Annotated in this window: 11 protein-coding genes; 2 read left to right on the top strand and 9 right to left on the bottom strand. The window is 71.4% G+C overall.

The window, feature by feature from the left end; translation table 11 throughout:
• The first annotated feature begins 11 nt into the window (after nt 1–11).
• Both ACIOHG_RS31270 and ACIOHG_RS31265 read left to right on the top strand, forming a co-directional pair.
• Complete coding sequence (locus ACIOHG_RS31270; RefSeq protein ID WP_400955617.1) at nt 12–938, top strand: peptidoglycan-binding protein; 927 nt, start codon at nt 12–14, stop codon at nt 936–938.
• A gap of 214 nt (nt 939–1,152) precedes the next feature.
• Nucleotides 1,153–1,464, top strand: coding sequence for a hypothetical protein (locus ACIOHG_RS31265; protein WP_400955616.1), 312 nt, complete (start codon nt 1,153–1,155; stop codon nt 1,462–1,464).
• A gap of 1,450 nt (nt 1,465–2,914) precedes the next feature.
• Here ACIOHG_RS31265 and ACIOHG_RS31260 read toward each other — a convergent pair.
• The 9 genes from ACIOHG_RS31260 to ACIOHG_RS31220 all read right to left on the bottom strand — a co-directional run bounded on the left by ACIOHG_RS31260 (nt 2,915) and on the right by ACIOHG_RS31220 (nt 14,941).
• Nucleotides 2,915–3,049: a hypothetical protein gene (locus ACIOHG_RS31260; protein WP_400955614.1), complete on the bottom strand. Its 135-nt coding sequence runs from the start codon at nt 3,047–3,049 to the stop codon at nt 2,915–2,917.
• Nucleotides 3,050–3,077: 28 nt separating this feature from the next.
• A complete protein-coding gene (locus tag ACIOHG_RS31255) occupies nt 3,078–4,076 on the bottom strand; it encodes a hypothetical protein (protein WP_400955613.1) in 999 nt (332 codons plus the stop codon).
• The gene (locus ACIOHG_RS31250) at nt 4,073–7,036 is read right to left on the bottom strand and encodes an NHLP bacteriocin export ABC transporter permease/ATPase subunit (RefSeq protein ID WP_400955611.1); all 2,964 of its coding nucleotides are present in this window, start codon (nt 7,034–7,036) and stop codon (nt 4,073–4,075) included. The genes ACIOHG_RS31255 and ACIOHG_RS31250 overlap by 4 nt, the downstream gene beginning before the upstream one ends.
• A gap of 3 nt (nt 7,037–7,039) precedes the next feature.
• On the bottom strand, nt 7,040–9,244 hold the full coding sequence (locus tag ACIOHG_RS31245) for an NHLP family bacteriocin export ABC transporter peptidase/permease/ATPase subunit (protein WP_400955610.1): 2,205 nt from the start codon (nt 9,242–9,244) through the stop codon (nt 7,040–7,042).
• The gene (locus tag ACIOHG_RS31240; RefSeq protein ID WP_400955608.1) at nt 9,245–10,051 is read right to left on the bottom strand and encodes an HlyD family efflux transporter periplasmic adaptor subunit; all 807 of its coding nucleotides are present in this window, start codon (nt 10,049–10,051) and stop codon (nt 9,245–9,247) included. It abuts the gene before it with no gap.
• A 40-nt stretch (nt 10,052–10,091) separates the two neighbouring features.
• Nucleotides 10,092–10,640 carry a nucleoside 2-deoxyribosyltransferase domain-containing protein gene (locus ACIOHG_RS31235; protein ID WP_400955607.1) on the bottom strand — a complete coding sequence of 183 codons (549 nt, stop codon included), beginning with the start codon at nt 10,638–10,640 and terminating at the stop codon, nt 10,092–10,094.
• 13 nt (nt 10,641–10,653) lie between these two features.
• Nucleotides 10,654–12,066 (bottom strand): phenylacetate--CoA ligase family protein, encoded by a 1,413-nt coding sequence (locus ACIOHG_RS31230; protein WP_400955605.1) that lies wholly within the window; start codon nt 12,064–12,066, stop codon nt 10,654–10,656.
• 497 nt (nt 12,067–12,563) lie between these two features.
• Nucleotides 12,564–13,865, bottom strand: coding sequence for an LLM class flavin-dependent oxidoreductase (locus ACIOHG_RS31225; RefSeq protein ID WP_400955603.1), 1,302 nt, complete (start codon nt 13,863–13,865; stop codon nt 12,564–12,566).
• A gap of 44 nt (nt 13,866–13,909) precedes the next feature.
• Nucleotides 13,910–14,941, bottom strand: coding sequence for an LLM class flavin-dependent oxidoreductase (locus tag ACIOHG_RS31220; protein WP_400955602.1), 1,032 nt, complete (start codon nt 14,939–14,941; stop codon nt 13,910–13,912).
• Between the last annotated feature and the right edge of the window lie 151 nt (nt 14,942–15,092).

Raw genomic sequence — 15,092 nt, 5'->3', positions numbered from 1 at the left:
AAGGAACGATCATGACCAAGGACAGCACCCGCAGCCCCGCCTCGATCCTGCGAGGCACCGACAAGCCCACCACTGACGCCGGTACCGCCTCCGGTGTCCGCCGCCGCAGGAAGTTCGTCCTCGCTGCGGCCGGCCTGCTGCTGCTCGGCGCCACCGCGACCGCGAACGCGGTAGGCCCTTCCACCCTGTCCGACCGGGCCGCTACCGGCAGTCACCGGTCCGCCGGCGTCTCCAGCGGCACGGTGCTGCGCAGCGGTTCGAAGGGCGAGTCGGTGAAGAACCTCCAGCGCGAGCTGAACGAGAACGGCCACCACCTGACGGTCGACGGCATCTTCGGCCTCGAGACCGAGGCCGCCGTCACCGCCTTCCAGCGCGCCCACCACCTGAGCGCCGACGGCGTGGTCGGTCCCGAGACCCGCGCCGCCCTCGTCGCTGCCGACTACAACAACCGGTCCTCGACCGGGTACTTCCTGGAGTTCGACAAGAACTGGGAGAACCCCCAGGACTCCAGGCTCTCCCTCGTCCACGACGGCAAGGTGGTCAAGAGCTACCGGGCCGGTTCGGGCGTCGGCGTCACCGACGAGTGCGCCAGTAACCGGGGCTGGCTGCCCGACGGCACCTACAGGGTCGAGGGCCACGAGACCCACCACGACAGCTCCAAGATCAAGGGCTACGCCATCCAGTTGCAGGACAAGGCCTGCAAGCCGAAGGCCGGGCACAAGGCAGTCACCCGCGGCGCCCTCTACATCCACAGCGAGATGCGAAGCGACGGCACCCAGGCCCCCGACACCCCGCACCACGACGACCCCTGGCGCTGGGACGGCGACACCGACTACAAGTCCGCCGGCTGCATCAAGCTCTCGCCCGAGCACATCAAGGACCTCTTCAACCGCCTCGACCAGGCCAAGTGGCCCGCGCTGACCCTCCACGTCCGCTGACCCGTGCGACCGAGGGCCCCGGCAGCTCGCTGCCGGGGCCCGTGCACGGATGCTCTCCCCAGCCCTGCCCACACCCGGTACGGATGTCTCCGACGCGCTGTCGCCGTGGGTGCGGGGCAGTCCGTTTCCGGCCGACCTGGCCGGTTCCACCGCCGGGGAGCCGCTGTCCGGGCGATACTCCGCCCAACGATTCCTCGGAGACAGGGGAGAACCAGTGGCGTACGACCCGGTGAACATGCTGAAGGACACCGTGAAGCGGGTGGCAGAAGCGGCCGACGACCTGGGGAGGGGAGAAATCGTGTGGAGCAGGGCCTCGGACGCGGCGAACACCCTGGAGCAGTTGGAGGAACTCGCCGCCGGGCTGGCAAAGCTCCTGGCACAGACAGACGCCCTGGTGCGGCTCGCCCCCGGGCGCGAGGCGGAGGAGGCGTCCGGTCTGGTGCGTGAGGCCGTGGCCGCGGCCGCACTGCTCCAAGAGCGGGTCGGCAAGGCACGCGGAGCGGTCGGCGCCGTCCGCTTCGGGTAGGCCTGTCCGGGGGACAGGTGCGCCGGGAGGAGGTATCGCAGTCGGCGGTTCTGGCGCCCGGGGCACCGGTTGTTTGCAGGACGGACGCCGGAGGAGGGGACGGCAGTTTGCGGCCGGGACCCCGTTGTGAGGCTTCAGGGCCAGTACCGGACGGGAAGCCCTCCGGCCGAGCCGCGGCCTTCCGGATCGCCGAGCAAGACGGGGCGATCGAGAGACAGCCTGATGCCGGTACCACGCCGCTGGCGTGACCAGGCAGGTCCGAGGTCACTGGCGATGTCGAAGGGGGTGATGCGCCTCCGGCCAAGCCGGCCCCGTGGGCATGCCGGAATGGGAAGCGATCTTCCTGTTGGTGGGAAGTGGTGCGGCAATGTTGGTCAACGCCCCAGGTCGGAGCGGTCCGTGAACGACCTGCCAACGGGCCGTTCACGACTCAGGTCGTGAACGGTTCACGAGATCCCGTCCAGATGGCAAAGCTGGGTGGGATCTTCTGCTTTGCGGGCCTCGGGTGCAGGTGTTCGGGGCCGGTGGGAGGTCTCGGGTGGCTCTCGGGACCGATGAGCGGGGCCGGCGGTGTCTGTGCGGGCATGCCGAAACGGCCTCCGCGTCGGCGGCGACCGGCTCCGGCGCCTGGAGATACCCGATGCTGAGATGCAGTGTCCCTTTCCCGGAAGAGTTCCGGGCCGGGCATGACGCCTCGTCACGGGTGGCACCGGGAAAAGGAATCCACCGCCTTCCTGGAGAGGCATCCCGACCCTGACCCCCTCACCGGCCCGGCCGCGGGTCTCCCCTCCGCCGCGTACCCGTTCCCCGCTCCGCCGGCCCGGCCTCGAAGCCCTCTGCGTGTGGACCGGATCAACGGGTCGGGCAGGGGTGGTCCGCCGCAGCCGACCGGGGCGCGAACGCATCGATGCCGTGTGCTCCTCCGCCGTTCCACCCTCCTGCCGGGGCAGCGCCGGTGCGCCCCCGCACAGGGGAGGGGCATGCCATCCACCACGAGTGCTACGCCCGACTCCCACCAGAACGGACACGACCCTGCCGCAGCCACTGATGCCCACGGCACCACTGCTCGGTGCGAGGCCGCACTGCCCCGGCAAAGATGTGTGCGGCCGACCGCCGTACCGTCCCTTGGTCTTGCCGCCTCGACCATCATGGACACCGCGGCGCCAGCCGGAGCCTCGGCCACCGGCCCCGACACGCGGGTCGTCACCAGAGCCGACGAGCACAGCCGCCGGAGGGGCCGGACCCGAGAACAGGCGCGCACCGATCGCTTGCCCGTCGGAGTCGACCGGGCGCGCTGTCGTGCGGGCGCGGGCCCCGCCCCAGGAGGTCTTCGGGCGCGGGCCCAGGAATCCGTCGCGTGTCCAGGGCGACTGGACGGGTGGTCCGGCAACGAGGGAAGGCCGTTGCCCCGGGAGTCGGGGCAACGGCCTTCGGCGCGGAGGCTCAGGGATCAGACGTAGGGCGGGTAGGTGGGCTGGCCGCCGTCACCGCCGCCGATGGCGTCGAGGTCGCCGTCGCTGATCTCCTCGTCGATCTCGGGGGCAGTGGCGTCGGTGGTCTCGCGGGTGGGGGTCGTGTCTGCCATGACGGGGGCTCCTTCTGGACGGGAACGGTCAGTTGACGGTGGTGGGGACTTCGCTGTAGCCGAGGACCTGGGCCTTGGTTCCTGCGGAGCCGGTCGGGATGTGGGTCAGGAAGGTTTCGAGTCGGCTGATGGTGAAGCGGTTCGCCGTGGCGCCGTCGGGCTTGCCCAGTTGGGCGGCCTCGCGGCCCTTCGCGGAGAGGGAGACCGTGCCGTCGGCCTTGATCGGGGTCAGGGTGTCGATGAGGACGTCGGAGGTGAACGCGAGGACGCCTCCGCCCTCGGTGCGGACGGCGAAAGTACGGGGCAGGACGCGGTCGAGGGTGCGGGTGAGGGTCGTACCGCGACCGTTCAGGGCTTTCGTGCCGAGGGCGTAGCCGTTGGAGAGGTTGTCGTCGAGCGGGCCGCTGTGGGCGAAGGCGTCCTTGTCGACGAGGTTCTGCTGGTAGTGGGCGAGGATTCCGGCGGCCAGCGAGTCGGGGGACAGCAGGAGGCCGTCCGCCCCGGAGACCGCGGTGGCGGTGCCCTGGGCGTCCACGGCGATCTTGGGCACCGGGCCGGTGACGGTGAGGGAGTAGGCGGCCAGGTAAGGCGCCCCGGCCGTCTCCTGGACGAAGATCCGGTAGGTCGGGCCGGGGAAGGGGACCCCTCCCTGGGAACGGCTGGAGACCGCCAGGAACCAGTGGGGGAAGGCGGTGCCCGTGGTCGGGTAGACGGTGATGCCTTGGTCGTTGATCGGAGCGACCGGCTGGTTCAGTTGCTTGCTGATCCGCATCCAGGCGACGTCCGCGGTGAGGAGCGGCTCGGCCTCGATACCGCTCAGTCCCGCGCTGTCCTGGGCGTCGTTGACCTGGTTGTTCGTCGAGTCGTACCGGTTGACCACGGCGAGCGCGTCCGCCCGGGAGATCGCGGCCTGCGCCGTGGGGGCGCTGCCCGCGCCGTCGCTGTGCAGGGTGCCGCAGCCGGCTGTGCCCAGGAGGAGGGCGGCCACGGCGGCGGACAGCCGGAGCGTTCTCTTCGGGCGGTTCATGTCAGTGCCCCTTCGGATTCGTGGATCTGCCTGCGCACCAGTCGGTGGAAGAGGCTTTCGGGGTCGCGGAGCAGTTCGGACGGCGCCCCGCACTCGGCGATCCGGCCCTCGGCGAGGACGACGACCTTGTCGGCGTCGAGGACGGTGGAGAGCCGGTGTGCGATGACGACCCGGGTCGCGTTCAGTTGCCGGGTGCTCTCCGTGACGATGCGCTGGGTCTCGTTGTCGAGGGCGCTGGTGGCCTCGTCGAAGAACAGGATCCGGGGGCGGCGGATCAGGGCGTGCGCGATGGCCAGGCGCTGTCGTTGGCCACCGGAGAAGGTCCCGCTGTCGCTCACCAGGGTGTGCATCCCCATCGGCATGGCGCGGATGTCCGCGGCGATGCCGGCCAGTTCGGCGGCGGCCCAGGCGTCGTCGTGGCTGTAGTTGAGGGCGCCGGTGATCGCCTGGAAGACGGTGCCGGCGAAGGGCTTGGTCTGCTGGAGGACGACGCCGCACTGCCGCCGCACCGCGACGCTGTCCAGCGTGGCGAGGTCCTGGCCGTCGTACAGGACGTTGCCGCCGGTGGGGCGTTCGAAGCCGAGCAGCAGTCGGAGCAGGGTCGACTTGCCGCACCCGCTCGGGCCGACGATCGCGACGAACTCGCCGGGCCGCATGCTCAGGGACACGTTGTCGAGTACCGGCGGGCTGTTCTCGTCGTAGCGGAACGTCACCCGGTTCACCTCGATGTTCCCGGTGAGCTCTCCCGGAACGGTGTGCGCGTCCGAGGCTTCCGGCAGTTCGGTGAGCAACGGCTTCATCCGGTTGAACATGGGGATCACGGAGAAGGCCGAGGCGAGGGAGTTGGTCACCTGGATGAGGGCCGCGAGGACGATGCCCAGGGCCGCGTGGAAGGAGAGGAACCTGGTCATCGTCAGGGTGCCGCGGGCCGGACCGCTGACGACTGCGAAGGTGACCAGCACGCACAGGAGCGGGTAGACGGCGTTGAAGACCGCTGCCGCGTTCTGGTAGCGACCGATGCGCTTCTGGAGTTCCTTCTGCTGGGCGAACTCGTTCGCCCAGGCCGCGTAGGCGCGGTTCTCCGCCGCGGCCACCCGCAGTTTGGGGAGGCCTCGCAACCGCTGGTAGACGCGGTTCGCCAGCTTGTGCTCCAAGTCCAAGGACTGGGTCTGCCACTTCATCTGCCGGGCTCCCAGCACGACGAAGAACCCCGTGCCGACCAGCACGTACAGGCCGGTCAGCAGGGCCAGCGACACGCTGAACCAGAACATCACCGCGAAGTTCACCAGGGCGACCACGCCGGAGTAGAGCACCACGTAGCCGACGTTCATCAGCACGGTCCGGATGTTCTTCACCCCCAGTGCCGCGCTGGCCAGTTCACCGGTGGAGTACCGGCGGAAGAACGGAGCCGGCAGGCGCAGCAGGCGGTCCCAGACCGCGGCCTGCAGGGTGGCTTCGAAGCGTCCCCCGATGCGCAGCAGCGCCAGGTTCTCCATGACCGCGAAGACGGCGGACGCGAGGGCGGCGACCAGCGTCAGAACGCACACCTGCACGATGAGGTCGGTCTGGGCCTTGGGGACGAAGGTGCCCAGGACCAGGCCGGTGCTGATCGGTACCGCGGTACCGACGGCGACCGCGACCAGGGTGAAGACGACCAGGTTGCGGAGGTCCTGTCCGCTGCCCCGCAGGCCGAACAGGACCAGCCGGCCCGTGCCGATCGGCTTCTCGGGCAGCGGGGGGTAGAACAGCACTCCCGTGTCGTCGTACCCGTCCGCGTTCTGCTCGCGCACCGGGCTGCGCTCGCCGGTGACGGGGTCCCAGGCCAGGTAGCGGCCGCGCCGCCAGACGAATGCCACCGGTTCGCCGGAGGCGGTGCGGCGCCCGACGAAGGGCCCGATGTTGGTGCGCCACCACCGGCTCTCCAGGTCGACCGCGCGGATGCGGAAGCGGGAACGCACCGCGACCGCCTCGATCGGGCCCATCCGGCCGGTGCCCGCGGCCCCGTGGGCGGGCAGGATCGGGATGCCGAGTTCGTCGGCGACGATCCGGCAGGCCGCCTCGGTGGCGTCCTCGGTGTGGACGGGGCCGCTGCGCGAGACGTGGTCCGTGGGCCGCAGTACCGCCCGCAGGACCCGGTCGGCCCGGTCGGCGAGCGCGTCCTCCATCTCGCGCACGGCCCGGATCCGGTCCTCGGCCTGTGCGCTGTCGGCGGCGACGACCCGGTCCGCCATCCGCAGCAGACGGGCGTGCACGGCGGCCAGGCACTCCCACAACCGGCCGTCGGCCAGGAGTTCGGCGGTCGAGCGGGTGGCGAGCGAGGCCACCGGACCGCCGTGGACCGCACTGTCCTTGCCAACCACGAAGGTGTCGCCGCGGGAGAGCCACTCCCCGCTGTCGGACGTTCCGACCCGCAGCCGGCCGGCGAGGATCTCGACCCAGACCGGTTCGGCGGCCGCACGCCCGAGCTCGCCGTCCGCGAGGGCGCCGGGCTCCCCGGCGGCCAGCAGCACCTGCTCCCGGGTCGTCGGCCGCTCGGTGACGAAGGCCAGCAGCCCTTCGAGGCCACTGTCGATCCCCTGGCAGAGCGCCGCACGCCAGTCGGACGGTCCGGTGCGGTCCCCGGTGTCCGCGTGCAGCAGCTCCGCCAGGTCGGCGCCGTCCAGGCGGCGGACCCGAGCACCGCGGACGGGACGCAGGACCGGTACGGCGGCCCGGTCGGCCGGTGCCCCGGGCAGGACGGCGCCCCGGGTGAAGCGGCCGACGAAGTGCCACGGGCCGCCTTCGGCACCCTCCACGGTGAACAGGTCGACGGCTCCGTCTGTCACCATCCACAGCGTGTCCTGGCCGGCCAGCGGAACGTGCCCCGGGCCGAAATCGGCTTCGGTGCCGATCCCGGCGGGCGGCCGCCACGGCGCCGCAGCGGCCGACGGCCGCCCGGCGCCGATGGATGTCGTGCTCATGCGTCAGTGCTCCCTGATCAGCTGGGCGTAGGCGCCGCCGGCCGCGGCGAGGTCGTCGTGGGTTCCCCGTTCGACCACGTCGCCCCGGCTCAGTACGACGATCTCGTCGCTGTCGCGGATGGTGCTCAGGCGGTGCGCCACGACGACCGTGGCGCAGCCGCGGCGGCGGACGTTGTTCATGATCAGGAGCTCCGTCTCGGCGTCCAGGGCACTGGTCGCCTCGTCCAGGACGAGCAGACGCGGATTCCGGACCAGCGCCCTGGCGATCTCCAGGCGCTGGCGCTGGCCGCCCGAGAAGTTGCGGCCGTCCTCCTCCACCCGGGCGTGGATGCCGCCCGGGCGCGAGGAGACCACGTCGTACACCGCGGCGTCCCGGAGCGCGGTGATGACGCGCTCGTCGGAGACGGAGGTGTCCCACAGCGTGATGTTGTCCCGGACCGTTCCCTCGAACAGGAAGACGTCCTGGTCGACGAAGCCCACCGAGGCGCTGAGCATCTCGGGAGCGATGCCTTCGCGGGGCAGGCCGTCGATGTCCACCGAGCCCTCCCAGGGGCGGTAGAGGCCCGAGATCAACCGCACCGCGGTGGACTTCCCGCTGCCCGAGCCGCCGACCAGCGCGATCTGCCGCCCCGGGCCCACCGAGAAGGAGAACTCGCTGACCAGTGGGGCTTCCAACTGGTTGTAGCCGAAGGTGACCCGGTCGAAGGTCAGGTTCCCGGCCAGCCGCCCGCCGGGCACGGCGGACGGCTCGGGGCGCGGTTCCGGCCGGTAGTTCTCCACGTCGCGCAGCCGGGTCACCTGTACGCCGAAGTCCTGGACCCGCTGCCCCACGGCGATCAGCTGGGCGATCGGACTGGCGAAGGCCGACACCAGTGCCTGGAAAGCGACCAGCAGACCCACCGTCAGATTTCCCTGGACCGCCTGGAGGCCGCCGATCAGCAGCAGCATGGCCGTGGTGACGGAGGCCAGGGCCGGGGCGACCACCGCCATCACGGCGCTCGGGACGCCGATCCGCTGCTGCCCGGTGACCACGGCGGACTGCTCCTTGGCCCAGCGGCGGAAGAAAGCGTTCTCGCCGCCGGTGGCCTTCATCGTCTCGATCAGTTGCAGGCCGCTGAACGAGGTGATCAGCAGCTGGGCCTCGTCGCTGGCCAGTCGGCTGACCCCGCCGGCCCGGAGCCGGGCGACGGTCCGCAGGGCCACGATGTTGAGCAGCGACAGCGAGACGCTCAGGACCGTCAGCCAGGGATCGTAGGACCACAGCAGGGCCGCGTACACCACGACGACGAGGGCGTTGACCAGGGTGCTCGACAGGTCGTTGGAGAGGGTGACGGCGACCTGGTCGTTGGACTGCACCCGGCTGCTGATGTCCGCCGGACTGCGTTGCACGAAGAAGTTGATCGGCAGCCTGAGGACGTGTCGCAGGAAGCGGCTGCTGTTGATCGTCGCGTTGGAGATGCGCAGGCGCAGGAGGAAGGACTGGCGCAGGAAGGCGAGGGACCCGGTGATCAGCGCGGTGGCCGCCATCAGGCCGAAGAACGGCGTCAGGAAGGAGTGGTCGCCGCCCAGCAGGACGTTGTTGACGAAGGCTCGGGTGAGGGCCGGGTAGGCCACGCCGACGACTGCGAGCAGGACGCTGATCCAGGTGCTCAGGGCGAGCAGCCCCCAGCTCCCGCGCAGCCGGGTCGGCATTCCGGCGAGGACGCCGGGGCGGCGTCCTCCGGGACGGAAGTCCGGGCCCGGTGCCATGGTGAGCACCACGCCGGTGAAGCTCTCGTCGAAATCGGCGAGCTCGACGACCCGCGGTCCGGTGCCGGGGTCGTTGAGGTGGACGACGTCCCGGCCCAGGCGGCGGCCGAACCCGTTGAGGACCACGAAGTGGTTGAACTCCCAGAACAGGATGGCCGGAGGTGCCAGCTTCGACAGCGCCTCGGTGTCCATCCGGCGCCCGGTGGCGGTCAGGCCGTAGCGGCGCGCCGCCTTGAGTACGTTCGAGGCCTTCGAGCCGTCCCGGGAGACGCCGCAGGCGACCCGCAGCTCCTCCAGCGGCACGTAACGCTTGTAGTGGGCGAGGACCATGGCGAGGCTGGCGGCCCCGCACTCCAGCGCTTCCATCTGGAAGACCACCGGTGGCTTGACCCGGCGGGCGGGACGGCGCCGCAGCAGGCCGCGGACCCGGGAGAGGAGGGAGGTGGTGGACTCGGACATCTACGACAGCACCCAGCCGATCGGCTTGACCGAGGGCAAGTGCACGGAGGCGCTCACCAGTGTGCGGGAATCGACGAGGTAGGGCGGCCCGGTCCGGGTGGACCACTGGAACCCGCTCGCGGTGTCGGCCGAGGGCAGCAGGCGGACGACCACCTGCATCGGCTGGCCCTGCGCGGAGAACTGGCCGGCCAGTTGGGTGTCGCCGAGGAAGCCGGCGATCTGCCCCTGGGTCTGGGAGAACTGGCTGACCGACTCGACGACGCCCCGCAGTACCCCGTACTGCTGCGCGGGAGCGGAGCGCAGGTCGAGGTCCACGCTGCTGCCGGGGGTGATGAGCCCGGCGCTGCTCGTCGGCGCGTACAGCACCGCGATCAGCGGGTCGGTGGGCCCACTGATGCGCTCGGCGACCGCGAGGTGGGTGCCCGCGGTGACCACTTGGCCGACCTGGGCCAGGATCGCGGTGGTGCGCCCGCCGCTGAAGGCGCGGACGGTCTGCTGGCCGGATTCGGTCTGGACGGTGAACAGCGGGGCCTGCGCCGGGAAGGTGGTTCCCTGCTGGGCGAAGACGCCGGTGATCTGTCCGGACACCGAGCTGTCCAGGGTGTAACTGCCGTCCCCGTAGGTGAGGATGCCGGGGACGGTGACCTGGCGGGGGATCGCGCCGGTGACCGCCCACAGCGATCCGAGGGCCACGAGCACGGTGACCATGACCACCGCGACCATGGTGCGCGGCTTGGCGAGGGTGGCCGCCGCCCCGAGGTCGGCGGTGGACTGGAGCTTGGCCAGAGCCTGCTCACGGAACTGCACGGTGTGGCTTCCTTCCTGCGGACGGCGCGTCGCTCGCCGTTCAGACGGCCTGGAGAGTGGCGGCGGTCGAGTACGCCGCGCCCAGCGCTTCCCCGGTGCGGCGCAGCGTGCGGACCGCGTCGCCGATGGTGGCGTCCAGGTCCTGGCGGACCGGGAGGTCCGGGCGGATCAGCCGCAGTTGGGTCGTCACGTCGTTGCGGCGTGCGTATCCGGGCTCGGCCCCCACCGCGATCGGTTTGAACGTTGCGGCGGCCACGCCGAGCTCGTAGAGCGCGATCGGCTGCTCGGGGGCGTTGTCGTTGCCGCGGGGGAACCAGAACAGGACGACGTCGCAGCAGCGGAGTGCCTCGTGCTCCCAGCGCACCAGTTCGGGGCTGAACGGACGGCCGGGTACGGCCCGGCTGGGGCTGAACACCGTGACGGGGCGCCCGGTTCCCGACCGGTACCAGTGCTCGGCCAGCGCGTCGACGGCCCACTGCCGCCAGTCGGGGCAGTCGCGCATGCCGCCGGCCAGGAACACCGTCAGGGCGTCCGGGACGGGAGGGAATTCCTCCAGCGAGCCCACCACGCGCAGGAGCGATCCGGTCATGACCCCATCTCCTTTACGGAACGGAAGGACGTTGGGGCACCGGGCCGGTGTAGGCAGGGCTGCGAACCCCGGAGCGCAGGTACCCGGTGCCCTCGACGGCGCCGGGTGCGACGTCGAGTCGCTGGACGACGGGGTTGCGCTTGCCCCGGCCGCTGAGGACGAACGTGTCGGCCGCGGACAGCCGCAGGCGCAGCCCCCGGCCGTCGGCGAAGTACGCGGCGAGGTCGTCGTCGATGGCCTCGACGCACCGGCGGACCTCCGCGGTCGGCTCCGGCACGATGAGCTGCAGGTCCCCCGGCTGCTCCTGGAGCACCTGGAAGTCCGGCAGCCCGGCGTTGGACAGGGCCGCCAGCAGGGCGTAGGGCGAGTAGACCGAGCCGTCGGCGCCCACCAGGGTGGCCTTCGAGCGTCCGACCAGCGAGTGGACGGCGGTGCCGGGCAGTCCGCAGCCGCAGTCCGTCGCGGGGGCGGACAGGTCGCCGGTGACGTAGCGGAGCACCGGCATCGCTCGGGACAGCAGCGCGGTCAAGGTGATGCTCCGCAGTGCCGGGTCGCCCTGGTAGGGCAGGAGTTCGGGGGTGACGACGTCGTCCTGGAAGTGCAGGCTCCCCCGGCGGCACTCCCAGGCCGCGGGCCCGGTCTCGGAGGTCACGTAGACCGTCGTGACCGACCGCCCGAAGGCCTCCTCGATCAGTCGGCGCCCTTCCTCGGGCAGGTGCTCGTAGGAGGCCACCACGGCCTTCGGCCGTAGCTCGACGCCCCGTTCCAGGCAGTACCGGGCCAGGCCGACCAGTCGGCTCGACGTACCGACGATCCGGTCGACGGGGAACGCCCCGACGGTCGCCGCGTAGGTCTGCGCGATGCGGGGGGAGGACGGGTCGAAGCCCCGGAGGTTGCACCGGACGTACGGGCGGGGCAGGTAGCCGGCCTCGACCAGGGGGGTGCCCTCGTACTGCAACCCGAGGTTCAACTCGGTTCCGGTGTCCGGGAGTTCGAGGTAGCGGTTGAGCCGCTCGGCGATCACCAGGCTGGACAGTCCACCGGTCTCCGCGGTGGTCAGCAGCCGTACCGGCTGGCCGGTGCTGCCGCTGGTCTCGTGGATGAAGTAGTGGCCCGGCTCCATCCGGCCGGTCTCGTCCCGGCTGATCGAGTCGGTGAACCGGTCCCGCAGGTCCGTCTTCAGGGTCAGCGGGAAGTCTCCGAGCGTCAGCGCCGCACGGTCCTGCAACGCGCGGTAGCGGGGCACCCGGTCCCGGGCGTGGGCCAGGATGCCGGCCAGGCGTTCCTCGGCCGTCGTGCGACTGAATTCAACGATCCCCTCGATTTCCGCCCGCTTCTGGGCGTAACGGGACGAGCGTAGGAATCGGTTCAACTTCTCGCCGATCTCCGCCACCGCGCGCTTCGGATCGGTCAACTGGTCCTGCACGACAAACACCTCCTCCTGGTCGCCTGTGAAATGCTGCGGGCCGCGTTCCGGGCGGGGCCGGAACGCGGCCGGGTCGTGCGGCCCGTCAGAGCAGGTAGCGGTGCGACTCGCCGCCGGCGACGCCCTCCAGGTCCTCGTCACGGAACTCGTCGTTCTCGGTCGCCTCGGCAGTGGCGTTCAGGTTCTCGTTCTCACCCATGGAAAAACCTCCTGATCGTTGTGGGAACACCGGGAAACGGTGCGGACTTCACGTCCGGTTCCGTTCGGCTTCGAGAAGGACGATATTCTCGGGATTCGGCGGCCGACAAGGATCGGGCGGGATTTCCACCAAGACGCGCAGGGGCGGCGTCCGACCATGACAGCGATCCGTGTCATCGGCCGGGCTCCATCGGCATCCGGCGGTGCGCGCCGAGAACGGAACCGGCCCCGGGCGCCCGTCGTCATCGGGAGCTCGGGGCCGGCGTTCGCACGGCAGGGGCGGGTCCGCCCGGGATCCTTCAGCGCCGGGCCGGTAGGCGTTCCGGCAGGCCGAGGTGGCCCCGGAGGGTGGTGGACCCGTACTCCGCGGGGAGCGCTCCTCGGGACTGGAGTTCGGGCACCACGTGCTCCACGAAGTCGTCGAGCCCGTCGGGCGCCCGGTCCGGGACGATGATGTAGCCGTCGCAGCCGCCCGCCTCGACGTAGTCGATCATCTCGGTCGCGATGTCGGACGCGGTGCCTGCCAGCGCCTTCGTGTGCGTGACCAGGGCCACGAGCCCACGGATCGACAGTTTCCTGGACTCCGCGACCTGGCGGAGGAACGCCACCCGGTCGACCCGCCTCCGGGCGTCCATGGCGGTCGGCCGACCGGTGACGAAAGCCGCCGCACCGTCCAGGTCCGGACCGATGTCGGGCAGCGGGCCCTCGGGGTCGTAGGCAGAGAGGTCGCACCCCCAGAGCGCCTCCAGGTAGTGGGTCGCCATCTGCGGCGTCACGATCTCCAGCCGCCTGGCCCGCGCCAGTTCCTCGGCCTCCGCCCGGGACTCCCCGACCACGTAGGTGACGGCGGGCATGATCCGCAGCTGCCCCGGATCGCGGCCGTGGCTCGCCAGCCGGCCCTTGACATCGGCGTAGAAGTCGAGACCGGCCCGGCCCTTCTTCCGGCTGTAGATCACCTCCGCGTGGGCGGCGGCGAACTCCCGGCCCTGCTCGGAGTCCCCGGCCTGCACCAGGACCGGCTCGGTCCCGTCGGAAGCGGTCACCGGGCGGCCCTCCACCCGGAAGTGACGGCCCTGGTGGGCCGACGGCGTGCCGTCCCCGCCCTGCCAGAAAGCGCGGCACAGCCCGACGAACTCCGCGGCCCGCTCGTAGCGTTCGGCGTGCGGGAGGAAGCCGCCCCGGCGGAAGTTCTCCCCGACCCAGGCGTCCGGCGTCGTCACGGCGTTCCAACCGGCCCTCCCCTTCGCGAGGTGGTCGAGGGTGGCGAGTTGGCGGGCGATGTCGTAGGGCTCGTTGAACGTGGTGTTGACGGTGGCCACCAGGCCCAACCGCTCCGTGACCGCCGAGACGGCCGAGAGGACGGTCAGCAGGTCGTGCCGGCCGGCCACCCCGACCTCGGTCACCGCGCCGTTCCGTTCGGGCAGCCGGAGGTCGTCGGCCAGCAGCAGGTAGTCGAACCTGCCCCGTTCGGCAGCGACGGCCAGCCCGGCGATCGCGGCGAAGTCGATCTGGCTGCCCGGCATGCCGCCCTGCCAGACCGTGGTGGTCGGATTGACCGGGAAGAGAACGCCCAGGTGGAGTCGGCGCCGTCCAAGGTTCACTGCGGTCTTCCTAGCGTTTCGATGGGCCGGACGGGACTGAGGGTTCACGGAAACAGCCGGTTGGGCGCTCGGTGCGGCAGGCCCAGACGTTCGCGGAAGGTGCGACGGGCCCCGTCCGGCCCGCCCGCAGGGGGAAGCAGGCCGTCCGCCCGCAGCACGGGGACGGCCTCGGCGACGAAGCGGCCCAGTTCCACGGCCGGATCGGCGAGGACGAGACGGAACCCGTCCACCGATCCCCTTTCCGCCGCGGCCCGCAGGAAATCGGCGAGGTCGCGGACGCCGCCGGTCCCGACCGGGCCGTCCGTCCTCCAGGCCCACCGGCCGGGCGGGAGTCCCCGGCAGTCCATGTACAGGTCCGCGACCGTCCGGCTCCCGGAGCCGAGCCGGGGACGGGCGGCGACGACCCGGTCGAAGCGGCCGAGGACGAGGTCCGCGCACGCCGCGAGCGGCAGGTCCTCGTCCGCGTCGACCCGCACCGCCATGACCGGATGCCCCTGGGGCGGCCGCGGGACGATCCCCGGGCCCTTGACCCGGAAGTACTTGCCCCGGTGGTCCACCGCACGGATCCTGGTCCCGTCCAGGAACCTCCCGGTGGCGCTGTCGCGGATCTCCGCACCGTCCGCCCAGCTGTCCCAGAGCAGCGTGACCACGGTGGCGAACTCGGCCGCCTCCTCGTACCTGGCCGGCAGGTCGCACGGGGCGAGGTCCCCGAAGAGCCCTGCCTCCTCCGCGCTCCGGGACACCCGTACGCACCAGCCGGCGCGCCCGGAACTGACGTGGTCCAGCGTCGCCAGGGCCTTCGACACGTGGAACGGTTCGAGGTGGCTGACGGTCGTCGTCGCGAGCAGCCCGATCGACGTGGTCAGCGGTGCGACATGGGCCAGTGCGGTCACCGGGTTCAACCGGCTCTGCCCGGCCGGAGGCCCGGCCGTTCCGGCCCCGGCCGGGGGGACGAGGGACTCGTCCAGGGTCACGAAGGCGAACGCCCCCTGTTCGGCCAGTCGTGCGGCCCGCACGCAGCCGGCCCCGGCGGGCCCGGTGGACCCCGGCTCGCCGATCTCGACACCCAAGAACACGGGCAGCTCCCCCTGTGCGTATTTCCTCCGGAAAGCGCGGAGGACCCACCGGGGCCGGTGCCCCGCACAGCAGCGGGAAACGCCGGGTCCTCCGGTTTTCCGGGCCACCCTAGTTCAGCCTTTCGACAGCGACAAGAAATCGATTCGGCGG

It is taken from the genome of Kitasatospora sp. NPDC088134 (assembly GCF_044741705.1).
GTDB lineage: Bacteria > Actinomycetota > Actinomycetes > Streptomycetales > Streptomycetaceae > Kitasatospora.
Note: the sequence above shows the minus strand (reverse complement) of the source record. Positions and strands in the feature narration are given on the sequence as shown.

Bases quoted from the DNA above. Each gene is read 5' to 3' on its own strand.
- ACIOHG_RS31235 (WP_400955607.1), bottom strand. From the start codon at position 10,640: ATGACCGGATCGCTCCTGCGCGTGGTGGGCTCGCTGGAGGAATTCCCT.
- ACIOHG_RS31245 (WP_400955610.1), bottom strand. From the start codon at position 9,244: ATGTCCGAGTCCACCACCTCCCTCCTCTCCCGGGTCCGCGGCCTGCTG.
- ACIOHG_RS31255 (WP_400955613.1), bottom strand. From the start codon at position 4,076: ATGAACCGCCCGAAGAGAACGCTCCGGCTGTCCGCCGCCGTGGCCGCC.
- ACIOHG_RS31270 (WP_400955617.1), top strand. From the start codon at position 12: ATGACCAAGGACAGCACCCGCAGCCCCGCCTCGATCCTGCGAGGCACC.
- ACIOHG_RS31260 (WP_400955614.1), bottom strand. From the start codon at position 3,049: ATGGCAGACACGACCCCCACCCGCGAGACCACCGACGCCACTGCCCCC.
- ACIOHG_RS31250 (WP_400955611.1), bottom strand. From the start codon at position 7,036: ATGAGCACGACATCCATCGGCGCCGGGCGGCCGTCGGCCGCTGCGGCG.